The 25,011-nt window shown below is 44.4% G+C and carries 23 protein-coding genes; 11 read left to right on the forward strand and 12 right to left on the reverse strand.

Annotation, left to right across the window (positions count from 1 at the left end):
* Positions 1-29 precede the first annotated feature (29 nt).
* Complete coding sequence (locus ACQ31U_RS06490; protein WP_431054241.1) at positions 30-1,166, reverse strand: NapC/NirT family cytochrome c; 1,137 nt, start codon at positions 1,164-1,166, stop codon at positions 30-32.
* A 726-nt stretch (positions 1,167-1,892) separates the two neighbouring features.
* Between ACQ31U_RS06490 and leuA the strand changes: the two genes are divergently transcribed.
* The 7 genes from leuA (at position 1,893) to ACQ31U_RS06525 (ending at position 8,178) form a co-directional block, all read left to right on the forward strand.
* Positions 1,893-3,434 (forward strand): 2-isopropylmalate synthase, encoded by a 1,542-nt coding sequence (gene leuA, locus ACQ31U_RS06495; protein WP_431054242.1) that lies wholly within the window; start codon positions 1,893-1,895, stop codon positions 3,432-3,434.
* Between the two features lie 171 nt (positions 3,435-3,605).
* Positions 3,606-4,682 carry a 3-isopropylmalate dehydrogenase gene (gene leuB, locus ACQ31U_RS06500; protein ID WP_431054243.1) on the forward strand — a complete coding sequence of 359 codons (1,077 nt, stop codon included), beginning with the start codon at positions 3,606-3,608 and terminating at the stop codon, positions 4,680-4,682.
* Positions 4,683-4,726: 44 nt separating this feature from the next.
* Positions 4,727-6,136 (forward strand): 3-isopropylmalate dehydratase large subunit, encoded by a 1,410-nt coding sequence (leuC, locus tag ACQ31U_RS06505; RefSeq protein WP_431054244.1) that lies wholly within the window; start codon positions 4,727-4,729, stop codon positions 6,134-6,136.
* Positions 6,137-6,146: 10 nt separating this feature from the next.
* Entirely contained in the window at positions 6,147-6,749 is a 603-nt protein-coding gene (gene leuD, locus ACQ31U_RS06510; protein WP_431050461.1) for a 3-isopropylmalate dehydratase small subunit, read from the forward strand.
* Between the two features lie 315 nt (positions 6,750-7,064).
* A complete protein-coding gene (locus tag ACQ31U_RS06515; RefSeq protein ID WP_431050463.1) occupies positions 7,065-7,367 on the forward strand; it encodes an ArsR/SmtB family transcription factor in 303 nt (100 codons plus the stop codon).
* Between the two features lies 1 nt (position 7,368).
* The gene (locus ACQ31U_RS06520) at positions 7,369-7,776 is read left to right on the forward strand and encodes a YeeE/YedE family protein (protein WP_431050465.1); all 408 of its coding nucleotides are present in this window, start codon (positions 7,369-7,371) and stop codon (positions 7,774-7,776) included.
* A complete protein-coding gene (locus tag ACQ31U_RS06525; protein WP_431050467.1) occupies positions 7,777-8,178 on the forward strand; it encodes a DUF6691 family protein in 402 nt (133 codons plus the stop codon).
* Between the two features lie 59 nt (positions 8,179-8,237).
* Here the strand turns inward: ACQ31U_RS06525 and ACQ31U_RS06530 are convergent, their stop codons facing one another.
* From ACQ31U_RS06530 to ACQ31U_RS06580, 11 genes are all read right to left on the reverse strand, one after another.
* Positions 8,238-8,468 carry a YgaP family membrane protein gene (locus ACQ31U_RS06530; RefSeq protein ID WP_431050469.1) on the reverse strand — a complete coding sequence of 77 codons (231 nt, stop codon included), beginning with the start codon at positions 8,466-8,468 and terminating at the stop codon, positions 8,238-8,240.
* Positions 8,469-8,572: 104 nt separating this feature from the next.
* Entirely contained in the window at positions 8,573-9,922 is a 1,350-nt protein-coding gene (gene qseC, locus ACQ31U_RS06535) for a quorum sensing histidine kinase QseC (protein WP_431050471.1), read from the reverse strand.
* Positions 9,912-10,580 (reverse strand): response regulator, encoded by a 669-nt coding sequence (locus ACQ31U_RS06540; protein WP_431050474.1) that lies wholly within the window; start codon positions 10,578-10,580, stop codon positions 9,912-9,914. Before ACQ31U_RS06540 ends, qseC begins: the two co-directional genes overlap by 11 nt.
* A 76-nt stretch (positions 10,581-10,656) precedes the next feature.
* Positions 10,657-11,088, reverse strand: coding sequence for a YgiW/YdeI family stress tolerance OB fold protein (locus tag ACQ31U_RS06545; protein ID WP_431050476.1), 432 nt, complete (start codon positions 11,086-11,088; stop codon positions 10,657-10,659).
* A gap of 130 nt (positions 11,089-11,218) precedes the next feature.
* Entirely contained in the window at positions 11,219-12,031 is an 813-nt protein-coding gene (locus ACQ31U_RS06550; protein ID WP_431050478.1) for a pyridoxal phosphatase, read from the reverse strand.
* Positions 12,032-12,228: 197 nt separating this feature from the next.
* On the reverse strand, positions 12,229-12,966 hold the full coding sequence (gene rlmB / locus ACQ31U_RS06555; RefSeq protein WP_431050480.1) for a 23S rRNA (guanosine(2251)-2'-O)-methyltransferase RlmB: 738 nt from the start codon (positions 12,964-12,966) through the stop codon (positions 12,229-12,231).
* Positions 12,967-13,065: 99 nt separating this feature from the next.
* Positions 13,066-15,297 carry a calcium-binding protein gene (locus ACQ31U_RS06560; protein ID WP_431050482.1) on the reverse strand — a complete coding sequence of 744 codons (2,232 nt, stop codon included), beginning with the start codon at positions 15,295-15,297 and terminating at the stop codon, positions 13,066-13,068.
* A 53-nt stretch (positions 15,298-15,350) separates the two neighbouring features.
* On the reverse strand, positions 15,351-15,860 hold the full coding sequence (locus ACQ31U_RS06565; protein ID WP_431050484.1) for a hypothetical protein: 510 nt from the start codon (positions 15,858-15,860) through the stop codon (positions 15,351-15,353).
* A gap of 91 nt (positions 15,861-15,951) precedes the next feature.
* Positions 15,952-16,467 carry a hypothetical protein gene (locus ACQ31U_RS06570; RefSeq protein WP_431050486.1) on the reverse strand — a complete coding sequence of 172 codons (516 nt, stop codon included), beginning with the start codon at positions 16,465-16,467 and terminating at the stop codon, positions 15,952-15,954.
* A 295-nt stretch (positions 16,468-16,762) separates the two neighbouring features.
* Complete coding sequence (gene rnr, locus ACQ31U_RS06575) at positions 16,763-19,141, reverse strand: ribonuclease R (RefSeq protein WP_431050488.1); 2,379 nt, start codon at positions 19,139-19,141, stop codon at positions 16,763-16,765.
* Positions 19,142-19,248: 107 nt separating this feature from the next.
* The gene (locus tag ACQ31U_RS06580) at positions 19,249-19,665 is read right to left on the reverse strand and encodes a hypothetical protein (RefSeq protein WP_431050490.1); all 417 of its coding nucleotides are present in this window, start codon (positions 19,663-19,665) and stop codon (positions 19,249-19,251) included.
* A gap of 105 nt (positions 19,666-19,770) precedes the next feature.
* On the opposite strand from ACQ31U_RS06580, the gene ACQ31U_RS06585 reads away from it, so the two are divergent.
* From ACQ31U_RS06585 to ACQ31U_RS06600, 4 genes are all read left to right on the forward strand, one after another.
* On the forward strand, positions 19,771-20,418 hold the full coding sequence (locus tag ACQ31U_RS06585) for a DNA methyltransferase (protein ID WP_431050492.1): 648 nt from the start codon (positions 19,771-19,773) through the stop codon (positions 20,416-20,418).
* Entirely contained in the window at positions 20,399-21,910 is a 1,512-nt protein-coding gene (locus tag ACQ31U_RS06590; protein WP_431050494.1) for an Eco57I restriction-modification methylase domain-containing protein, read from the forward strand. Before ACQ31U_RS06585 ends, ACQ31U_RS06590 begins: the two co-directional genes overlap by 20 nt.
* Before the next feature lie 15 nt (positions 21,911-21,925).
* Positions 21,926-22,330, forward strand: a complete 405-nt coding sequence (locus tag ACQ31U_RS06595) for a hypothetical protein (RefSeq protein ID WP_431050496.1) — start codon at positions 21,926-21,928, stop codon at positions 22,328-22,330.
* Positions 22,331-22,471: 141 nt separating this feature from the next.
* Positions 22,472-24,967, forward strand: a complete 2,496-nt coding sequence (locus tag ACQ31U_RS06600; RefSeq protein WP_431050498.1) for a GIY-YIG nuclease family protein — start codon at positions 22,472-22,474, stop codon at positions 24,965-24,967.
* Positions 24,968-25,011: the final 44 nt, after the last annotated feature.

Consider the following 25,011-nt stretch of genomic DNA (forward strand, 5'->3'; position numbering starts at 1 on the left):
TCCTATGATGATGGGCGTAATAGATAACATTAATGGGCGTTAGACGTTGCCGTTGACGGCATATCTTTCGCCAAGCGTTGCAAATAAATCGTTACTGCGCGCACTTCCGCTTCGCTCATCGAAGTGCGGTCTTTCATCGAATTAATCACCCCGACCCACTGATTGGCGGTGTAGTGATCCGCCGGAATCGTCGCGTGACAAGTGCTGCAATGGGTTTGATCCAAGCTTTTGCCATAAGCATTGAGCGCGTCCAGATTGGCTGTCAGCGCCGTTTTAGGCAGGGAAAGCGTGAGCTTGACTTGCCGCCAATCGGAATTCGTCACCGTATCGTGTACGCTGTTGAGCACGCTGACATCGGTTTTGGCATTATCATCCAACACCCCGACAAGAATGCGCTTGCCCATTTGTTGATACAGCAGATTTTCTGCGCCGGCTTGTTGCCAGCCGCTCACTACGGCATGGACGGTATCGCCCTCTTGTTTCCATTCGCTTAGCTTGGCAAACGGCATTAAGCGGATTTCGCCGTTTGCGGTTTTGGCGGGGGAGATCGCCAAGGCATAAAGTGCGGTATCGGCACGGCTGAAATCGCCGCCATGCTTGCTTAATTCGCCACTTGCCGCGCTCGCGTCGGTCGGCACATCCGGCATAAAATGCACCAAGCCTTTATGGCAGTCGATACAGGTCTGCTTGGTTTCGTCAGCCAGTTTGTGCATGGTTTGCGCCTGTTCGGATTGTTCGCCTAAAATCCAAGCGTCGGTTTTGTGGCACGTGCGGCAGGTTGAGGAGTCTTGTTCTTTCATGTTTTTCCACACCGTTTGCGCCATTTCCAAACGGTGCGCTTCATAGGCCTCCGCATCGGGGATTTTGCCGGTGATCTCGCCCCACACATCTTTCAGCGCCATCACTTTGGCTTTGACATAATGCCAACTGTCCGGCGGCACATGGCAATCGGCGCATTCGGCGCGGATTCCCTTGCGGTTAGCGAAATGCACGCTGCCTTCCCACTCTTCTTTCGCCACGCTCATTGAGTGGCAACTGACACAAAATTCGGTCGAATTGGTTTGGTGGAAAACCCCTTGGGTAAGCCACAATGCCAACGCCCCCGACAGCAAACACAATCCGCCGAATAAAACGATTTTCCTTTTACTCCAACCTTTCACACTCATAAAATACCCTTTAAGAATTAATCATTTATAGTTATTTAATTTGTTTATCTTAGTGAAAAGGGATTTAGGCTCATTGATATAAATCAAACGGAGGTTAATTTTGTCAAATAAATAAAATAGCCAAAGTGCGGTTTGGGGAACGGAATTAAATTTAATTGCTTGATTTCAATGAAAATAAAAAGCCAAACAGCGAATAAATCGAGCTGTTTGGCTTATTTTAACGGCGAGGTGTTATCACGCATTTACGCTATATGAAAAATCATATTACGATTCTATCGTCGCTTCCTGTGCAAGGGTACAATTGCTTAAAAAGTTTGCTATCCTGTAAATGGTCGTTTAAAACTAGATTAAATCTGTTATTTTTCAGTTTTTTGAAATTTTATTTTGATTTTTATTTTAAAAATGGATTTTTATATAATTTTAATGGCGGTTTGATTCTGATTTTTAGTAGAAAATATTATTTAATTGATTGACAAAGTGCGGTTGGCAAGTAAAAATAGCCGTCATTCTGTGCTGAGCGCACATTAATTTAATTTGGATATAAACGATGAATTTCCCATTTGCTACTTTCTCTCTCCTACTCTTGCTCGCAAACTGATTGTGCGGCTCGACTGTGGAAGATGATTGGCAAATTGCAATTCACACGAATTTTAAACCCGCACAACGTTGCGGGTTTTTTGCATTTATAAACCGCACTTTGGGCAATATCAACATAAGGAAAATGTGATGAGTGATAACGTGATTATTTTTGATACCACCTTGCGTGACGGCGAGCAGGCGTTGAGTGCCAGTTTGACGGTGAAAGAGAAGTTGCAAATTGCCCTAGCCTTGGAACGTTTGGGCGTGGACGTGATGGAAGTGGGCTTCCCGGTTTCGTCTTCCGGTGATTTTGAATCGGTGCGTACCATCGGGCAGCATATTAAAAACTCGGTGGTGTGCGGGCTGTCGCGTGCGGTGGATCGCGATATTGACGCGGTGTACGAAGCCTTAAAAGAGGCCGAGCGTTTTCGCATTCACACTTTTATCGCCAGTTCCGCCTTGCACGTGGAAGCAAAGCTGAAAAGCACCTTTGACGATGTGGTTGAACGGGCGGTGCGCGCGGTGAAACGCGCCAGAAATTACACCAATGACGTGGAATTTTCTTGTGAAGATGCCGGGCGTACCGGGATTGATAATATTTGCCGTATTGTGGAAGCGGCGATTCATGCCGGCGCAACCACGGTGAATATTCCCGATACCGTCGGTTTCTGCTTGCCGACCGAATACGGTAATATCATTCATCAGGTGATGAACCGCGTACCGAATATTGATAAAGCGATTGTGTCGGTGCATTGCCATAACGATTTGGGCATGGCGACCGCCAACTCGTTGACCGCGGTGCTGAACGGGGCGCGTCAGATTGAATGTACCATTAACGGCATTGGCGAGCGCGCCGGCAATACCGCACTTGAAGAAGTGGTGATGGCGATTAAAACCCGTCAGGATATGTTTAAGGTGGATACCCGCATTAACACCCAGGAAATCCACCGTGTCAGCCAAATGGTGAGCCAGCTGTGCAATATGCCGATTCAGCCGAACAAGGCGATTGTCGGTAAAAATGCCTTTGCGCATTCATCGGGCATTCACCAAGACGGTATGTTAAAAAATAAAAATACCTACGAAATCATGTCGCCGGAATCGATCGGCTTGAAAAAAGAGAAATTGAACTTAACCGCGCGCTCAGGACGGGCGGCGGTGAAAGGGCATATGGCGGATATGGGCTATGCCGAAGCAGATTACGATTTGGATAAATTGTATGACGCTTTCCTAAAACTGGCGGACAAGAAAGGGCAAGTGTTCGACTATGATTTGGAAGCGCTGGCGTTTATCGATATGCAGCAAGGGGACGAAGATCGTCTGCGTTTAGACAAGATCTCGGCGCACTCGGTCAGCGATTTCCCGGCGACGTCATTCGTGCAAATCGAATTGGACGGCGAGAAGTTAAGCACGGTTTCCACCGGCGGCAATGGCCCGGTCGATGCGACTTATAATGCCATTTTGGCATTAACCGGCTTGGAATTAACCATGTCGCACTATAACTTAACCGCCAAAGGCGAAGGCGCGGAGGCGTTGGGGCAGGTGGATATTGTGGTCGAACACAAAGGGCGCAAATTCCACGGCGTCGGCTTGGCGACGGATATTATCGAATCGTCCGCCTTGGCGTTGATCCATGCGATTAATGCGATTTATCGCGCGCATAAAGTGGCGGATTTGAAAGCCAAGAAATAAGACTGAACAATTCCCTTCTCCCTTAATGGGAGAAGGTGCCCGCAGGGCGGATGAGGGTGATGTAAGCGAATATTCCCCTCATCCTGATTTAAGCGTCTGAACGACGGTCAAATCTGTCCTTCTCCCACAAGGGGAGAAGGGAACGAAAAAATAAAAACAGAGGAAGAAAAAATGCAAACATACAACGTAGCAGTGCTGGCCGGCGACGGGATCGGCCCTGAAATTATGGCGCAAGCAATCAAAGTGTTAGATGCGGTGCAGCCAAAATTTCGGTTTAAGTTGAACTACAACCATTTTGATGTCGGCGGTGCCGGGATCGATAACCACGGTAAGGCGTTGCCCGACGTGACGTTGCAGGGCTGCGAAGCCGCGGACGCGATTCTGTTCGGTTCGGTTGGCGGTCCGAAATGGGAAAGTTTGCCGCCGGCAGAACAACCGGAGCGCGGTGCGTTATTGCCATTAAGAAAACACTTTGCGTTGTTCTGTAATTTGCGCCCGGCGACGCTATACAAAGGCTTGGAAAAGTTCTGTCCGTTGCGTGCCGACATTGCCGCAACCGGTTTTGATATGGTGGTGGTGCGCGAATTGACCGGCGGGATCTATTTCGGGCAACCGAAAGGACGCGAAGGCGAAGGCGCAATGGAAAAAGCCTATGACACCGAAGTCTATCACCGCTATGAAATCGAACGCATTGCGCGCATTGCATTTGAAACCGCACTTAAACGCACTAAACACGTCACGTCGGTGGATAAAGCCAATGTGCTGACCAGTTCGGTCTTGTGGCGCGAAGTGGTGAATGACGTGGCGAAAGATTACCCTGAAGTGCGCTTGGATCATATTTATATCGATAATGCGACCATGCAGATGATCAAACAGCCGTCGTTCTTCGATGTGCTGCTGTGCTCGAATATTTTCGGCGATATTATTTCCGATGAATGTGCGATGATCACCGGCTCGATGGGCATGTTGCCGTCCGCCAGTATGAACGAACAAGGTTTCGGTTTATACGAACCGGCCGGCGGTTCTGCCCCCGACATCGCAGGCAAAAATATTGCTAACCCGATTGCACAGATTTTATCGGCGGCAATGATGTTGCGTTACAGCTTTAACTTGGAAGAGGCGGCGCAAGCGATTGAAAGTGCGGTACAGAAAGTATTGGCTGACGGACACCGTACCGGCGATTTAGCCGATAACAATCAACCGGTTTCAACCTCCGAAATGGGCGATTTGATTGCGGCGGCGATTTAATTAAAACTCACGAATTTACCGATTACATATTTACGGATAGCACAATGAAAAAAACCTTATATGAAAAACTGTTTGACTCGCACGTGGTGTATGAAGCGGACGGCGAAACCCCGATTTTGTACATCAACCGCCATCTGATCCACGAAGTCACCAGCCCGCAAGCCTTTGACGGCTTGCGCGTGGCAAACCGCCACGTGCGCCAAGTGGGCAAAACTTTCGGCACTATGGATCACAGCATTTCCACCCAAGAACGCGATGTGAATAAACTGGAAGGGCAGGCACGGATTCAGGTGTTGGAATTGGATAAAAACTGCAAAGCCACCGGTATTTCGCTGTTTGATATGGACAGCAAACAGCAAGGAATCGTGCATGTGATGGGGCCTGAACAGGGTTTGACCTTGCCCGGTATGACCATTGTTTGCGGCGACTCGCACACCGCAACCCACGGCGCATTCGGGGCGTTGGCATTCGGGATCGGTACGTCGGAAGTGGAACACGTACTCGCCACCCAAACCCTCAAACAAGCCCGCGCCAAAAGCATGAAAATCGAAGTGCGCGGCAAAGTCGGCGCAGGAATCACCGCCAAAGATATCGTATTAGCGATTATCGGCAAAACCACCATGGCAGGCGGCACCGGGCACGTGGTCGAATTTTGCGGTGAGGCAATCCGCGATTTGTCAATGGAAGGGCGTATGACGGTGTGCAATATGGCGATTGAATTGGGCGCAAAAGCCGGATTAATCGCCCCTGACGAAACCACCTTTGCCTACTTAAAAGGCCGCCCGCATGCGCCGCAAGGCAAAGATTGGGACGACGCCGTAGCATATTGGAAAACCTTAAAAACCGACGACGGCGCAGAGTTTGATACGGTTGTGGTGCTGGAAGCCAAAGACATTGCGCCGCAAGTCACTTGGGGCACCAATCCGGGACAGGTGATCGGCATCGATCAATTAGTGCCTAATCCAGAGGAAATGAGCGACAGCGTAGTACGTGCCTCAGCGGAAAAAGCGTTGGAGTATATCGGCTTAGCCGCCAATACCGATTTAACCGAGGTTGAAGTGGATCAAGTGTTTATCGGCTCTTGCACCAACTCGCGTATCGAAGATCTGCGCGCGGCGGCGGCGGTGATGAAAGGGCGTAAAGTGGCGGATAACGTTAAACGCGTGTTGGTCGTGCCCGGTTCCGGTTTAGTCAAAGAGCAGGCGGAACAAGAAGGCTTGGATAAAATCTTTATCGAAGCCGGCGCAGAGTGGCGTAATCCGGGCTGCTCGATGTGCTTAGGCATGAACGATGACCGTTTGGGCGAATGGGAACGTTGCGCCTCCACCAGCAACCGCAACTTTGAAGGGCGTCAAGGACGCAACGGACGCACCCATTTGGTCAGCCCGGCAATGGCAGCGGCGGCGGCAGTGTTCGGCAAATTCGTCGATATTCGTCAAGTTTCATTAAATTAAGGAGTTCGCAATGGCAGGTTTTAAACAACTTTCAGGTTTAGTCGTTCCACTGGATGCCGCCAATGTGGACACCGACGCAATTATTCCGAAACAATTTTTACAAGCGATTACCCGTGTCGGTTTCGGCAAACATCTATTCCACGAATGGCGTTATCTGGACGTGGACGGCACCCAACCGAATCCGGAATTCGTGTTGAATTATCCGCAATATCAAGGCGCAACCATTTTACTGGCGCGCAAAAACTTAGGTTGCGGCTCGTCGCGTGAACACGCGCCTTGGGCGTTGGCGGACTACGGCTTTAAAGTGATGATCGCCCCCAGTTTCGCCGATATTTTCTATAACAACAGCCTCAACAACCATATGCTGCCAATCCGTTTGAGCGAAGACGAAGTGGAAGAGATTTTCCAATGGGTGTGGGCAAATGAGGGCAAGCAAATTGCTGTGGATTTAGTGGCGAAAACCGTTACCGTCGGCGAAAAAGTTTACCACTTTGAGCTGGACGAATTCCGTCGCCACTGCCTATTGGAAGGCTTGGATAACATCGGTCTGACCTTGCAGCATGAAGACAAAATTGCGGAGTATGAGAAAAATATTCCGGCGTTTTTGCGCTAATCATGTTCTCAGCATAATCAGCACGCTTCGGCGTGCTCAGGCTGATGGCAAAGTCTCTTTCTCGAATCATTTCCCTCCCTCCGTATACGGAGGGAGGTGTCCGAAGGACGGAGGGAGGCATAAATCATTTTAAAAATGAATGTGTTGCATTTTAATATTACCCTCCCTCTACTCCTTCGCCCGCGGAGGGAAGTAAATTTGTCAGCAATCTGAGCACGCTTCGGCGTGTTTTTTTATGCCGGCAAAAAGGAATAGACAATCAAAAAAATATAATATATTATTATATAATATTAATTGATATTGCATGAGGTGAACATGGATATAGCGGAGATGAAACAAGCTGCCGAGCAGGCAAAAGCTTTTTTGCAGGCATTGGCGAATCAAGATCGTTTACTGTTGTTGTGCGCTTTAAGCCAGCGCGAATATGCCGTAGGCGAGTTGGAACAACAGCTGGGTATTTTGCAGCCGACATTGTCGCAACAATTGACGGTGTTGCGCAACGAGGGCTTGGTAGACGTGCGCAAACAAGGGCGTTACCACTACTATCACGTATCCGATCAGCGGGTGAAAGCCGTATTGGAGTTGATGTATCAATTTTTTTGTCAAAAGGAAAACTAAAATGCATGCGTATTTAGGCGGGGTGGTGATCGGGCTGGCAGTGGCGCTGCTATGGATTGGCATTGGCAGAATTGCCGGGGTCAGCGGGATTGTGTCGCGTTTGAGCTTTGTCCGTGGCGAAAGTTGGCGTTGGGGTTTTGTCGGCGGCGTTTTATTAAGTGGTTTTGCCGCAACCGCACTTTTCGGCTGGGACTTGGGCACACTCAATCCACAGGGCTATGCTTGGTGGTGGCTGGCGCTTGCGGCGTTTTTAGTCGGATTCGGCACGGGGCTCGGTTCAGGCTGCACCAGCGGACACGGCATTTGCGGCATGGCGCGTTTTTCGCCGCGTTCTATCTTGGCGACCGCACTTTTCATGTCGTCGGCAATGGCAACGGTGGCAATTTTACATCATGTATGGGGTGGCTAAATGATTGTCGGAATCGCAGTATTCAGCGGCTTTATTTTTGGTTTAGGGCTGATCTTGTCGCAGATGACCAATCCGACGGTGGTGCAAGGCTTTTTGGATATTTTCGGACAGTGGCGGATGGATTTGTTATGGGTAATGCTGGGGGCATTATCCGTGACCGTACCACTGTTTTTGTATAGCAAAACGCGCAGTAGCAGCGTTTGCGGGCAGGCGTTGGAGTTGCCTAAAAACAAGCGGTTGGACAAGCGTCTGATTATCGGGGCAATCTTGTTCGGGATTGGCTGGGGTATGGTCGGGATTTGCCCGGCACCGGCATTGGTGCAACTGACTTCGTTGCACAGCCAAGCCTTTTTATTTGTCGGCTTTATGTGGTTGGGCATGCAGGCGGCAAAACGGTTATAAAACGCCGAAACAAAAAACCGCACTTGCTGCCAAGTGCGGTTAGCGACGCGATTGAAATATCAGGTATGCTCATCATCAAAATCAATTTCGCAATTATTGACACAGGTGGAAATGCCTAACCATTTATAAATCAAGCAATAACTCAGCAGCCCGCTAATGGTCAGCAATACGCCGAGATAGCCCCACGGGCCGATAATCTTGAGCGCACTTAGGATACATAAGGTAATCCCCAATACAATTCGAATAATGCGGTCGGGTGTTCCCAGATTTTTGCGTAGTTTTTTAGGCATAACCCCTCCATTTGGTTCGAGTGAGAGCGAAACAAGGATTCACGACGTTTCAATTCCATTAATACCGATTTTTAGAAACGATGTCAAATACCTATTTAGGATTATTAGAATCGGATCTCGCTTTGGAAGCCTTTTGGCACGCCGTTACGGTATTTTACCGAATAATGGTGTAATTCGGCGATCCGATTAACAATGGATAAGCCCAAGCCGCTGCCTTTTTCGTTTTGCCCGGCAGGGCGGTAAAAGCGTTGTCCCAGTTTTTCTAAATCTTCGGGTTCGACTCCGTTGCCGTTATCGCTCACGACGACGCGGTCGGTATATAAACTGACGCAGACTCGGCTGCCGTGCGGGCAATAGTGAATGGCGTTATCAATTAAGTTACGCAGCATTAAGGAGATTAATAATGGTTGCCCCAGCTGCTCTGCCGGAGTGCCTTGCTGTTCGAAAGCCAGTTCGATCCGCTTTTTACCGGCGGCGAAAGAGCGCTCGCCAAGCAAGGATTCAATCAGATCCTGCCATTTAATCAGTTCCAAATTATCCAATTCCACCACCGAATCCAAACGCGACAGGGTGAGCAGCTGCTCAATCAGTTGCGTGGCGCGATCAATGCCATTGGTCAGATTGCCTAGCGCTTGGTTGCGCATTGCGCTGTCATCACCGGCGAGTTGTGCGATCTCGGTTTGCACCCGAAGTGCGGTCAGCGGACTACGCAGTTCATGGGCGGCATCGGAGGTGAAGCGGCGTTCACGCAATAAGGTGCCGGATGTTTTTTGAAAAAAATGATTTAGGCTGTTCACCAGCGGTTGGATTTCTGATGGCAGCTGAGGGATCGATAAGTCGCTGTTATCTTCCGGCGAACGCTTGGCAAGCTGCCGGCGCAAACGCTTCAACGGCGCCAGTTCACGGCTGACCACAAACACGATTAAGGCAAGCAAAATCGGCAAACCGGCAAGCCAAACCAGCAACTGGCTGAACACCATATCGCTGACAATATCATTGCGGTATTCCATTTCCTGCCCGACGGCAATCATCAGTTCGCCATTGCCGGCAGGTAGCCAGAACACTCGCCAAGCCTCATCATCAATCTGCTGCTTGGCAAAACCGCGTACCGGCAAAAAAGCAATTTCATCGCCGTTTTGTCCGTCGGATAAAATCCGTTCGCCTTGGCGGGTGAAAATAGCGAACGCAAGCGCATCATCATCCAGTATTTTTTTGCGCGCATGGCGAGGCGGTTTGAAACTGTCTTGTATTTTGCCGCTATGCTGTTGCATTAAAATTTGACGTAAATTGGAGGTGGCTAACCGTTGGGCGAATAAAATTTGTTGTGCGTCAAACACGTTGTCGGTTTCGTCTTTGGCTTTGACCCAGGCAATGCCGCCGGCAACGACCCAAAGCAATAATGAGGCGAGCGAAAGGATAATAATTAAACGTAAGCGTAAACTGTTAATTCTCATCGACTTTGCCTAAAGTGTAACCTACGCCGTGCACCGTGCGGATAACGTGGTTGCCGAGTTTTTTACGCAGGTTGTGGATATGCACTTCCAGCGCATTGCTGCTGATTTCATCGTCCCAGCTATGCAGTTTTTCTTCGATCAGCGCACGCGGCAACACCCGTTCTTTATTGGACAAAAACAGTGCCAACAGTTTAAATTCACGGGTCGTCAGGTTAATCGCCCGCCCGTCGATTTTAACCACTCTGGCCTCGGGTTCGAAGCTGAGGTTGCCGTGGGTGATGACCGGATTCAGGTTGCCGTGACGGCGGCGGATCAGCGCTTCCAAGCGTGCCGCGACTTCGCTCAGGGCAAAAGGTTTGCACAGATAATCGTCCGCGCCCTGTTTCAAACCGGAGACTCGCTGCTCCAGGCTGTCGCGTGCGGTCAAAATCAGCACCGGTACAGCTTGGTTTTGTTTGCGCCACTGCTGCAAAATATCCATACCGTCCATTTTCGGCAGGGTTAAATCCAGCACCACCGCGTCATAAGGCGCGCTGTTTAACGCTTCAAAGCCGGTTTTGCCGTCTTGAAACCAATCCACGCTGTAATTGAATTTAGTCAGCCCGATTTTCAAACCGTCGCCAATCAGCGGATCATCTTCGATTAACAAGATACGCATAAAAACCGTCCAGTTTATCTATTTTTGCTATGGAGAAACCGCACTTTAGCCAAAGTGCGGTTGGGGTTATGGATTATTATAGTTTAATCACACGGTGAATTTCGACTTCAACCTTGTTCCAAGATTTATCCACTTCGCCGAACAATTTCACTTTATCAGTCGGGGTTACTTCCTGTCCTGCCCAAGCACGACGCTCGATTTCCACTTCTATGCTGCCGCTGTCATCTTTAAACACGTAATCGTCTTTGCCGACCTGTTGCTCGATGACCCCTTCCAATACCACTCGGGCATCATCTTTCAGGTTTTTAATATCGACGACTTTGGTTACCGCCGCCTGCTCACCGACGAATCCGCCGCGTTGGAATTTGTCGCTGCGTTTACAGTCATATTTTTGCATAACGCACTCGCCGCCAAAAGTCGGTTGCGTGCCGCCGGCACTTTGTGTAGCGGCTAATGCAGCGCCGCTGACGGCTAATAAAAGGGCTGAGGTTAAGGTTAATTTTTTCATAATAGTTGCTTTCCGAGTTTAATTTTCATCAAATGTTGACAAGGCGTCAGCACTTCGGTGCTTGTTTGTAACGCTTTGTTGAGTGTATTAAAACAAAGAGTTCTTAAAAAAACCTTAACCGATAAAAATGTTATAAATATTTTGCCAAAACTTGTTGAATGCCGTTTTGATCATGGTCGGTGGTGATCAATTTCGCCTGTGTTTTGACATCGGCTTCCGCATTGCCCATCGCCACGCCCAAGCCGACCGCGGTCAGCATGCTGATGTCATTATGGTTGTCGCCGAAGGCGATCACCTGCTGCGGATCGACATTCCAGCTTTTTAACAGCTCCAGCAGCCGTCCGCCTTTGCTGTTGCCGTTGTTGGCGACATCGACCCGATCGAGCCACGACCATTCGCAGCTGAACTGCTCGCTTGGCAATTGCGCAACTGCACTTTCCATTAATGCACGATCAGGGTGGCTGATCACAAATTTCCAAATCGCTTGCTGATTAGCCAGCGGCGCGTAAAAACTGCTGATTTGCTGTAAATTCGGGCGTACATTTTCCGGGCATTGCGCCACCCATTGGGAAAATTTGCGCATATGCGGATTAAATTCGGTGAAGGTCATTTGATCACGGGTGTACATCAGCAGGTGAATGCCTAATTGTTCGGCGGTCTCGATCACCTTGCGTGCCTGTTGCCAAGTGAATGGATTTGCTATCGGCGTGCTGTCGCTGGCAACATCATAAATGTAAGTGCCGTTGCAACAGATAATCGGCGTATCCAGTTGTAACTGGTGATAATACGGTTTCACCGCGGTATGGTGGCGCCCGGTCACCAGAACGACTTTGACACCCTTAGCCCGTGCGACATTGATTGCTTCAATGCTGCTCGCTAAAATTTCGCCTTGACTGTTAAGCAGTGTTCCATCTAAGTCAAATGCAACGACACGGTATTTCATTTTTTTTCCTTTTAAAACGGTAGGTTGAGATACGAAATTTTTATAATTCCTTCGCCCCTTGTGGGAGAAGGACAGATTTTAGCTTCGTTCAGAAGCTAAACTCAGGATGAGGGGGGAGTACAAATTTGCTTTATTTCACCCTCATCCACTCTTCGGGCACCTTCTCCCATCAAGGGAGAAGGGAAATATAGCCGGGCTTACTTTATCCGCTGGCGCACAATTTCAAACAGGCAAACACCGGTCGCCACAGACACATTCAGTGATGAAACGCTGCCTGCCATCGGAATGCTGATTAATTGATCGCAATGTTCGCGCGTGAGGCGGCGCATGCCTTCGCCTTCTGCGCCCATCACCAATGCAATTGCGCCGTCGAGTTTGGTTTGATACAGCGTTTCGGTTGCTTCGCCGGCGGTGCCGACCACCCAGATATTGTGATTACGCTGCAGATCGCGCAAGGTGCGGGCAAGGTTGGTCACCCGAATCAACGGCATGGTTTCCGCCGCACCGCACGCCACTTTGCGCGCGGTCGAGGTCAGTTGCGCCGATTTGTCTTTCGGCACAATCACCGCGTCCACCCCTGCGGCGTCGGCGGTACGCAAACACGCCCCCAGATTATGCGGATCGGTGACACCGTCCAACACCAATAAAAACGGCGCGTTTTTGCCGTTTAAAATCGCGTCCAGATCGTTTTCATTTAACTCTTTTGCCGGTTGTACCCGTGCAATAATGCCTTGGTGTACCTCACTGTCGGCTTTTTTATCCAGCGTTTGCCGGTTCATCTGCTGCACCGCAATACCTAACGCATGTAGTTGATTTAACAGCGGTTGAAGGCGTTTATCCTCGCGCCCTTTCAGCACAAAAACTTCAATCACCCGCTCCGGTGCGGTGTTTAAAAAAGAGGAAACCGCATGGATTCCGTAAATATTTTCGCTCATGTTTTTCCCATTTTTTGCTTATGACTATTTCTAAAATAGCATAAAAGCCGATATCTGTAATCGGCTTTTAGTTGAAGATACAAAGTAAAATAGGATTTTCTATATATAAGCATCTATCCCAATATTCTCATTTAATATGTTATGCGCTTTAGCGCTGGTTAAAGCATTATTAGGATATTCAACATTGATTGGATCATGATTTATCTTAGTATTATCCTCCACAGTACTTCCATCCTTTTTATGAGTGATATCATCTTTATCAGTGCCACTCATGACGATGCCTTTGGTCAAGATTTCTTTCAGGCTTAAAAAACGGTCTAAAAATTGAAAATTTTCGACTTGGTATTTTTCATCGGCATAAAATTGTTTAATAGTGATGGAGTCATTTTGATTATAACCGAATAATATAAGGTCATTGTCGATTTGGCGGAACTTCACATCACTGTAATTGATATTGGTGAAGTGAATTGTGTCTTTTTCATTGAGCCTCATCCAGAAATGGTTTTCTTTAATAATATCTTGACCGTGTCCTTTACTAAAAATATAAGTATCAGAGCCTAAATCACCATTTAAGATATCATTGCCAGCACCGCCAAATAAAAAATCATCACCATCTTTTGCTTCTAACATATCATTATCAACGCTACCGACAAGAAAGTCTTTTTTATCTGTACCTATTAATAGATCTTTTCCCAATGTTATATCAGTATTAAGAATATAAGAAATGATTTTGTTTTTCTCTGCAAGCTGTGTTAGGTTTGTATTAATTATTTTTAAATAATCATTATTATAACTACCTAAGTTCTTAGAGATTAATAGAATTTCTCTGGCTTCTTGGAATTTATTATCATTGGCGAGTAGAATGATTTCGGAATTTAGTTTATCCCAGTTAAATTCTAACTCGCCACTAGCATTAATATTGAAGTGCGTGATATTAAATAAGTCTTTATAGCTTGTCTTTGATTCTAATTGTGCATAAACATAGTTGGAGAATTTATTGAATTCATTTTCTAAAAAAGTAGATGCTGTTTTATTAGGGTTTGAATTTCTTCCTTGTTGTTTAAATGCTTCGCCTGTTAATATTTCTAAGGTGTGTAATTTTTTTGCATTAATAAAATCTCCTCGACTACTCTCTTCAATATGACTAACGCCAGCCCATTCATATATAAGATGATTAATTAGTTCTTTTTTCTGTGAGGGAGATGCCTCTATGTACTCTTGAATAACATAGATTAAATTAGGGTTCTTTGCAATAGCTTCATGTAAGTTTAGTAAGTTGCCAAAAGCAATAATATTCGGCATTTCTTTTATGTGATTATTAATCTCAATTTTTTCTTTATAATAAGATTTGGCTGTATTTACATTGAACCAAATATCTGTGATATCTGAAGTGCTATCATCTTCCCAAATCACTTGAGATTGCTGTTTATGTATATTGCCACTTTCATCTATTTGAGCGATATCTATATATGATAAGTCAATACTTTTAATACCGGATTCAGATAGTTTGATTAATTCCCCCTCTTCAGCAATACCATTTTGATTATGATCAAACCATAGTTGAAGTGTGAACCAAGCCTCATCTTTTTCATCAAAGATATTATTATGATTGCTATCCAGTTCAGTTAGTGCAAGAAATCCGTTATTTGCTTTATTACCATCTTTTAATACAGTATGATTGCCAAATAATTCATGACCTGAATCAATAGTGCCATTACCATTACGATCCCAAACTAAAAACGCATCGCCTTTATCTATCCAGCCTGTATTTTCTGCAAAGAGGTTATTATCTAGATCAAAAAAAGTATTTTTAGTTATTGAAATTGTTTTAACACCATTTTTATCCATATCAATAATCAGGGGACAACTTAGCGGCGTATTTTTTCCTCTATCGGTATTTGGATTATCGTCGGATGGAGAAATTAGATCGCCTAATGGTATAGATGGTGGTTTAACACAGCCATTGGCATCGCGATGGTTAGCATTATCATAGAGCGTTACTGCTAAGCCTCCAACTGCAAAAATAAGTGCCGGCACACCCAATCCAAATGCGCCGGCAACACCAGCTAAAATTGTGAAAGTATCGCTGGCGGTTATCTGTTTATTGATGCCCACATTTATTGCTGTTGAAATGGCTGATATGCTACCGCCTACATTGCCTAAATGATTGGGAAAACCACTAGCAAAGCTGGCAGCTGTTGCCGAACTGGAAAGTCCAGCACTCCAAGCCATATTTTTACCATTACAAGATGTGCTCATGGAACTAGTTTCTACAACTCCATCAATAGTACCAATATCTGCACCAAATTTAGCAATCATCATCTTAATCATTATTTAACTCCTTAAAAAATAATAGCTCCCTTACCATATTGAAAATACTGATATTATTTCTTGCGGCTTAGTCTTCTTCTATGTTGTAAGATATGTTTAACAGCTATAAAAATACCACCAAGAAGAGAACCGAATAATGTAATTTTCGCATTCCGATTTATATCATTTTTTTCTTGCTCAATAAAACTTTCATCTATATTATAAAGGCATTTATTTTGTTCGGTGCATATTGAATAAATGTATTCGGCTGTATTTATTTTTATAAAGGTTATCGAAGATAATAAATATCTTCCTTCTACGGGAAGTCCACAATAATTTATATGGCATTTATTATTTATTTGCCGAATAGTCTTGTGGTTATTTAATCTGCCATTGATTTCTTTTTCTGTTATCTGAGTTGAAACGTTTGAGTACGATTTATAGCCTATGTTATAATCATTGAAAACTAAAAAAGGAATGGTCATAAAATACAGTTGGATTAATATAAAAATAAGTAGTATGCGTTCAGAAATAGTAAGCCATAAGAAGAATTCTTTTATTTTTTTGATGATGTAGATAAGCATATTGCTCCTAGGTTATTTTTGATTCATTTCATTTATTAATGGAAATTGATATAATATGCATTGAGCTATTAAAACTATAACGAATTTTCAGTTATAACTTGCTATTTTTTCTTTTTCGCCAATAATCTTTTGTAAAAAATTCAATGATCATAACGATATTTACAAGTATTACACCCCAAAAGATGGTTTTTGCATTTTTATGTGCGGTATATTTTTTCATCTGGATAAAAGACTCGCTTATATTATAAAAACATACATCGCTATTTATGCAAATGAAATGTATATATGACATTCCATTTATATTAATAAACGCTATTTTTGAAAGTTTATATTCGCCTTCTTTAGGCAATCCACAATAAGGTTTGTAACATTTGTTACTTACTCTTCGGAGTGTGAGATGGTTATTTAATTTTCCATTTATTTCTTGCTTGCTAACTGTTGCAGAAATATCAAAATAATATAGGTGATTAATTTTATAGTCATTTAAAATTAAAATTGGTAAAGAGAAGTAAGAGGCAGTTGATATAGTTAAAAAGAAAAAAATACTATAACCCCATCCAAGCCAATGGAAAAATTGTTTTGTTTTTTTTATTAGAAATAAATACATGATTAACCTTGTTGGTTTCTGATTATTTAAAAACTATTTAGAATGGATTTTTAAATAAATATCACATCAAATTATATTATGTTGTGATTGCGCTCACATTTTTTTGAAAATTAATTGTAAGTTTGCTTGTGTTGTTGAAATTATTTATTGGAATATCCTAAAATATTGGAGGGGTTATTAATTCTATAAATAAAATTAAAGAGTCTAATGATGCGTTATTTCAAGGCGTATATCTGTCAGATTTGGTTGGATTGAGCCAATTTTTCCTGTTAAAAATTGGCTCAATATTTTGGGTTTACTTGCGTTTTTTAGCTTTACTAAACGCGCCGCTTTTGCGCGACGGTTTCTTTTTCTCGGCACGTTGCGGATTGGCTTTGCCGCTTTTGCCGTCGCGCAGGCGTTTTTCCAAACTTTCGGCATAGCGCACGTTTTTCTTGGCGCGGTCTTTGGCGGTTTTGCCTTCGCGCAGCGGTTTGCGTTCGCTGGATACCATCGCGAAATCGATCTGCTTCTGTTCCAGACTGACGGCGCTGACTTTGATCCGCACTTTGTCGCCGATACGGTAATACATGCCGCTGTTTTCGCCGATTAAGCGTTGCCTCGCGCTGTCGAATTGGTAGTAGTCGTTATCAAGGGTGGAGATATGTACCAAGCCGTCGATAAAGAAGTCGTTCAGGCGCACGAACAAGCCGAAACCGGTGACGCTGGAGATTATGCCGTCGAACTCTTCGCCGACGTGATCCTGCATATATTCGCATTTCAGCCAGTCGGCGACTTCGCGCGTAGCATCGTCGGCGCGGCGTTCGGTGGTGGAGCAGTGCTCGCCGAGCAAGTCGATTTCGTCTAAGGTGTAATGAAAACCGCCGCCGTGGGTGCTGCGTTTTGTGCTGCCTTGCGCTTTGGCGATCAAATATTTAATCGCGCGGTGCAGGCTCAAATCAGGATAACGGCGGATTGGCGAGGTGAAATGGGCATAGTTATCCAATGCCAAACCGAAATGCCCGATATTGTCGGCGGAATAGACCGCCTGACTGAGCGAGCGCAACAACATGGTTTGAATCAGCTCGTGATCAGGACGTTCTTTCACCTGTTTCATCAATTCGGCATAATCCGCCGGGGTTGGTTTCAAACCGCCGCCAAGGGTTAAACCGCACTCGTTGAGGAAACTGCGGAAGCCCATCAGTTTTTCTTCGCCCGGTCCGGCGTGAATGCGGAACAGTGCAGGTTCTTGCGCTTTTTCGACAAAAGTCGCCGCGGCAATATTGGCTTGGATCATACACTCTTCGATGATCTTATGCGCGTCATTGCGCACCACCGGCTCGATCCGTTCGATTCGCCCTTGCGGATTAAAAATAAATTGGGTTTCGATGGTTTCGAAATCGATCGCACCGCGTTTTTGGCGCGCGTCGTGCAACACGTTGAACAAGTTGTACAACTCTTCCAAGTGCGGTACCAGCAGGGCATAGCGTTGGCGCAGTTCCTCGTCGCCCTCTAAAATCCGCCATACTTTGGTGTAGGTCAAACGGGCGTGGGAGTTCATGACCGCTTCGTAGAATTTGTAGCCGGTCATTTTGCCTTTTTTGGAAATATCCATTTCGCAGACCATACACAACCGATCCACTTGCGGATTTAACGAACAGAGTCCGTTCGACAGCACTTCCGGCAACATCGGCACAACCCGATTCGGGAAGTAAACCGAGGTGCCGCGATTGCGCGCCTCGGCATCAAGTGCGGTTTTCAGGCGCACATAATAACTGACATCGGCAATCGCCACCCACAGTTTCCAGCCGCTGTCGCCGTTTTTGCGCGCATAAACCGCATCATCAAAATCGCGCGCGTCTTCGCCGTCAATGGTGACCAGCGGCAAATCCCGCAGATCAACCCGCCCTTGCTTCGCTTCTTCGCCGACTTCTTCTTGTAAGCCGCTAATCTGCTTTAACACGCTTTCGGGGAAGATATGCGGAATATCGTGGTTGCGCAGTGCGATTTCCACCTCCATACCGGGCGCCATGTTATCGCCCAAAATTTCGGTGATAATCCCGACCGGATTATGGTTGCGGGTGCGTGGTTGCAGCTCGACCACCACCACTTGCCCCATGCGCGCGCCCATGCGGTGTTCGTTCGGAATCAGGATATCGTGGTTGATACGACTGTCGTCCGGCACCACAAAGGCAATGCCCGACTCCATGAAAAAACGACCGACAATCTGTTTTTTACGGCTCTCCAGAATACGCACGATCCGCACTTCCTGCCGTCCACGCCGATCAAAGCCGTTCGGTTGCGCCAGCACATAATCGCCGTGCATGACCCGCTGCATTTGTCCGTTGGGAATAAACCAATCGTCCTCTTTTTTGCCGCCGACCGAGCCTTCGACCTGTAAAAAACCGTAACCGTCGCGATGTCCGATCACCGTGCCTTTCAGCAACGACAATTTTTCCGGCAGCGCATAACATTGGCGTTTGGTAAATACCAACTGCCCGTCGTTTTCCATCGCGCGCAAACGGCGGCGCATGCCTTCGACCTGTTCTTCATCACTGATATGAAGTGCGGTCAGAATATCCTGCCGTTTCATCGGTGCGTTGTGTTCGCGAATGGTCTGTAAAATAAACTCACGGCTCGGTATCGGATTTTCATATTTCTCCGCTTCCGCCTGATAATTCGGATCTTTTGACATAATGTCTCCTTTTTTGTTGTTTTTATTGTTGTTATGGGGGATATGCTCAGTTTGACACTTGGGGCGGGGGAATGCAAGCAAGCAAAAAGTGTATTTAAGATGAATAGTTATTTATCAGTGCGATAGGCTTTGTGCATTGCCACAATCACTTCACGCACGGTTTTCTTTTGCGCTTGTGGTAAATTTAAAAAGGTTTTTACGATCCACTCATCATCGTAACTTTCAGCAAGCTCCCAAAGTTGCTTGGTGATGGTGGGTTTGAGATTTGTTTTATTGATTTTGTAAGCGATTTCATTAGATACCAATTCTGTTGCATCAACCTCAAGCCATTCAATTAATGTTTTCAGTCGTTCTAATGTAGGTAAACCATCGCCACGCAGCCATTTTGCTACAGCAGCTTGACCTATTGGTTTACCGTAATAGCGTAAATTCAGCTCCCGTTCAATCACAGCAGCCGTTGGTTTATATCCTTTTGCGGTCACAATTCGCTTCAAATTTTCCGCAAATTTTATTGATTCATTCATAGCGTTTAAGTTTATCTTTTGCTAAAAATTTTTTATAACTTGATTGAAAGTTATGTAACTATTAAGATTAGTTTCATTAAAAGTTGCTGGAAAAGTTATAAAAACATGATTCAACAAATCAAATCCAAAAAACGAGTAGCCGATCACGGCGAAGTCTTTACTCGGCGACAAGAAGTCAAAGCGATGTTGGACTTGATGAAAGATGACACAGAAAAACGTGATGATTCACGTTATTTAGAGCCAGCTTGTGGCGATGGTAACTTTTTGATTGAGATTTTGGCTCGTAAATTGGCAGTAGTAGAGAAAATCTACCATAGCTCGCAACGTGAATACGAATTTAATGCGGTATTTGCCTTGGCTTGTTTGTATGGCATTGAGCTACTGCAAGATAACGTCATCGCCTGTCGTAAACGCTTGCTAAATTATTTTCAACAGCAATATGAACGCCTGTTTGCAGAGCAAACCCAGATTGAAGTGCTTGAAGTGGCGGAATTTATTTTATCGCTCAATATTTTGCACGGTAATGCTTTAACTATGAAAAATGCAGAGCATGATGAATTTCTGCATTTTTCGGAATGGTCGAAAGTGTCATTTCCACGTAAATGGTCGTTAAAACGGCATGACTGGATTTATCAGGAATTGATAGAACAACAAGGCAAAGCACAAAGTGCCAATGGTGAGCCGTATCGTTCAATTCAAGAATATTTTAGTTGCTATTTTCTGGATATTAAACATGCAAAACCTGTCCATTAACCATAATCCTGATGTGCTCTCTTGTTTGGCGAATTTGTCGAACGATGAAGTGTTTACGCCGCCGGAAGTGGCAAATGCGATGTTGGATCTATTGCCGCAAGACTATTTTTCCGATCCGCACCGCACTTTTCTTGATCCTGCTACTAAATCGGGTGTTTTTCTGCGTGAAATTACCAAGCGATTGCTGAAAGGTTTAGAACCGAAAATACCTGATTTACAGCAACGCATTAACCATATTTTTACCAAGCAGATTTTCGGGCTGGGTTTAACGGAACTGACAGCGTTACTTGCTCGCCGTAGCCTTTATTGTAGCCGTGAAGCGAACGGTGAATATGCGATTTGCGATGTGTTTTCTGATGAACAAGGCAATATTTTCTATCAGCCATTGCAACATACTTGGGTAGATGGCAAGTGTGAACACTGTGGGGCAAGTCAAGCTGTGTATGATCGTGGCAAAAATTTAGAAAGCCACGCTTATTCTTTTATTCATTTACCTATTCACGAAATAAATAAAAATCTTCCTATGAAATTTGATGTCATTATCGGCAATCCGCCGTATCAGTTGAGTGATGGTGGCTTCTCTGCAAGTGCAATGCCTATTTACCAAAAATTTGTAGAGCAAGCTAAAAAATTAAATCCCAATCATATTGTAATGATTATTCCTGCACGTTGGTACACTGGTGGTAAAGGGCTGGATAAATTTAGAGATGCGATGCTGGCAGATCGCCAACTAATTGAATTACATGATTTTCCTAATTCATCGGATTGCTTTTCTGGCGTTGATATTAAAGGCGGTGTTTGCTATTTCCTATGGAAAAATCAAGCAAATGAAGATTGCTTTGTGGTGACGCACGAAGGGGATAATATTATTTCTAGCATGACACGCCCCTTAAAAGAAGAACAATTAGATATATTTATCCGTTATAACCAAGCGGTAAAAATTTTACGAAAAATTGCAAAATATAATGAACCCAGTTTTAATAAACGTATTAGTTCAAGAAAACCATTTGGATTACCAACCAATTTTAAAGGCAGAAATGAGCCTTATAAAGATGAATTTTATAATGTGAAATTGTATCAAAATAAAGGTGTTGGGTATATTAAAATCACAGATATTCCTATTAATCGTCAATGGATTGATGAACATAAAGTTATTGCTCCTTATGCGGTTGGTTCGGGTGATAGCAAAACTGACTGGGTTAAACCAATCTATGCTGAAAAAGGTTCAGCTTGTACGGAAACCTATTTAGTGTTCGGACCTTTTGAAAACAAAGAAGTTTGCGAAAATGTAATGAGTTACATCAATACCCGTTTTTTCCATTTTATGCTGACCTTAAAAAAGAATACACAGCACACAACTCGCCAGACCTACGAACTTGTCCCAGTCCAAGACTTCTCAAAACCGTGGACAGATCAAGAACTTTATGAGAAATATCAATTAACCCAAACTGAAATTAACTATATTGAAAGTATGGTTAGACCCATGGAGTAATTTAAGGAGTTTATTATGATTTCAAAAGATGATCTTTATCAGGCTATCAAAACGCAATGTGAATTGAGCTTTGAAAATATTGCAATAGATAAATCTCTTTCAAAAATGTGTGAATTTTGTGGTTCAGATTTAATTGAATACATATCAGGTATTTATCCAAAATTAAGAACTAAATGCCATCATTGTGAAAAAGAATTGGATTTTTATCAAGCTTTTGGAATAAGTCATTCTGATATACGGCAAGGTGTAGAAGATTTTTTTGAAGACTGCGAAGAATGTGGAGAGCATTCCATGTTTGGTAATATTTGCACAAACTCAGAATGTAATTATGAATATGAGCCAATAATAGATCCTGACACGGGCTGTGTTTTGGATGAAGATGAAATTAGAAAAATCCAAGAAAAAATAGAAAAAGATTAATTCTATAAAGGGTGGGAATAATCTGATTTTTCCTAAACTTTAAAGCTTAATCACTTGAATTTTAAAGATATTTTTAATTTCTTTTGTAGGGGCGGATACAATCTGCCCCTACATATCCCCTTATATTTAACGGATCCCTCAATGAGTAATTTACTAATCCCACTTCGCACCCCCAAAATTTATGCCTATTCCGACAGCCGTTATCCCAATTGCCTAAAAATTGGCTACACGGAACGCAACGTGCTTGAGCGTGTGCAAGAGCAATACCCTGTTAGACTGCCAAGCCAAAGCTGGAAAATTGAATTAGATGAAATTGCTATCCGCAATGATGGTTCAATGTTCAAAGATTTTGATGTGCACAATTTGCTAAAAAAGCAAGGTATTCGACCACTTGAAGGCGAATGGTTTGAATGTTCGCTTGAGCAAATTAAAGCAGCGTTGCTAGAAATTAAAACAGGCACTGCTAATCGTGAACAGCGTATTTTTGACTTCGCCATGCGACCGGAGCAGCAAAGTGCGGTAGCAAAAACGGTAAATTATTTCAAACAATTTCAAAAAGATAAAAATAATCTTGGAAAAACACCGCACTTCTTATGGAATGCTAAAATGCGTTTTGGTAAAACGTTTGCCGCTTATCAATTAGCTAAACAGATGGGCTGGAAACGGGTATTAGTGCTAACCTTTAAACCTGCGGTGCAAAATGCGTGGCAAGAAGATGTGCAAAATCATCTTGATTTTGTTGGGTGGAAATTTGTCACCAACCAAGATGAATGGCAAGCAGGAGCGGATTTTCCACAAATTTGCTTTGGTTCTTTCCAAGATTTTCTCGGCAAAAATAAAGCAGGAGGGATTAAGCTCAAAAATGAGTGGGTGCATACCATCAACTGGGATTGCATTATTTTTGACGAATATCACTACGGTGCGTGGCGTGATAAATCCAAAGGTTTATTTGAGCCTGAAGAACAGAGTTCACAAAAACAATGGCAAGCGGAAGCCTCCGAAATGGAAATGGATATGCCCGACTATTTTGATGAAGATATTTTGCCGATTACCACCGATCATTATTTGTATTTATCAGGAACACCATTTCGGGCAATTAATTCGGGTGAATTTATTGAAGATCAAATTTACAACTGGACATATTCCGATGAACAGCGTGAAAAAAACACTTGGCAAGGGGAAAATAATCCTTATTTAGCCTTGCCTCGAATGATTATGATGACTTATCAACTACCTGATGATATTAGAGAAGTTGCCTTGAAAGGGGAATTTAATGAATTCGACTTGAACCAATTTTTTGCCGCAACAGGATTGGACGATACAGCGAAATTCAAATACGAAAACGAAGTGCAGAAATGGTTGGATTTGATTCGTGGACAGCTGCGTTCCACCACCATTGATAACCTCAAACTCGGTGCTGAAAAACCGCCAATGCCGTTTGGCGATAGTCGCTTATTGGCGAATTTATTGCATACCTTTTGGTTTTTACCCAGTGTTTCGGCTTGTTATGCAATGCGAAATTTATTGCAACAACGGCAAAATACGTTCTATCAGGATTACGACATTATTGTCGCAGCCGGTCCCGAAGCTGGCATGGGAGCAGAAGCGTTAATTCCGGTGAAAACCGCAATGCGTAAACCGTTGAAATCGAAATCCATTACCCTGTCGTGCGGGAAATTAACCACAGGCGTATCGGTCGCCCCGTGGACAGGGATTTTTATGTTGCGTAATCTCACTTCGCCTGAAACCTATTTCCAAGCGGCTTTCCGTGTGCAAACCCCGTGGGTGTTACGTGGGCATAACCCGAACGATCCGAATAATGAATGTATCGTTAAAGAAGATTGCTATGTCTTTGATTTTGCCCCTGACCGAGCTTTACGCCAATTAGCAGATTATTGTGTGCGTTTAAATACAGATGATAAGAACCCTGAGAAGAAAGTGGCGGAATTTATCCAGTTCTTGCCTGTACTGGCTTATGATGGTAGTTCAATGCGTCCGATTGATGCCGCTGGAATTTTAGATATGGCGATGAGCGGCACAACGGCAACTTTGCTTGCTCGGCGTTGGGAAAGTGCATTATTGGTGAATGTGGATAACGATACGCTAAAAAAACTCTGGGCAAATGAAGAAGCCATGGCAGCACTAATGAGCATTGAAGGTTTCCGTTCGCTTAATCAAGATATTGAAACCATTATCAATAAATCCGACAGTGTGAAAAAGACCAAGCAAGACGCCAATGAGCGTGATCTCAGCAAAGAAGAGAAAAAACAATTAAACGATGATGAGAAACAAGAACGCAGTTTACGCAAGCAAGTACAAGAAAAATTGATTAAATTTGCCACTCGCATTCCGATTTTTATGTATTTAACCGATTATCGTGAATATACTTTGCGTGATGTTATCACTCAACTTGAACCTGAATTATTTCACAAAGTGACCGGCTTAACTCAAAAAGATTTCAATTTATTGGTCAGTTTAAATCTCTTTAACAGCGGCATGATGAATGATGCGGTGTATAAATTTAAACGCTATGAAGATTCCAGTTTGAGCTATGCCGGCATTGAAAAACACAGTAGTGAACGAATCGGTTTGTATGATACTACGATTAGTTTGCATGAGTATCAGCGGCAGTTATAACGGAGTCATAGAAGATCTTAAGCGATCCTCTATGACTAATGATT

Source organism: Testudinibacter sp. TW-1 (assembly GCF_050613185.1).
In the GTDB taxonomy this organism is placed as follows: Bacteria; Pseudomonadota; Gammaproteobacteria; order Enterobacterales; family Pasteurellaceae; genus Chelonobacter.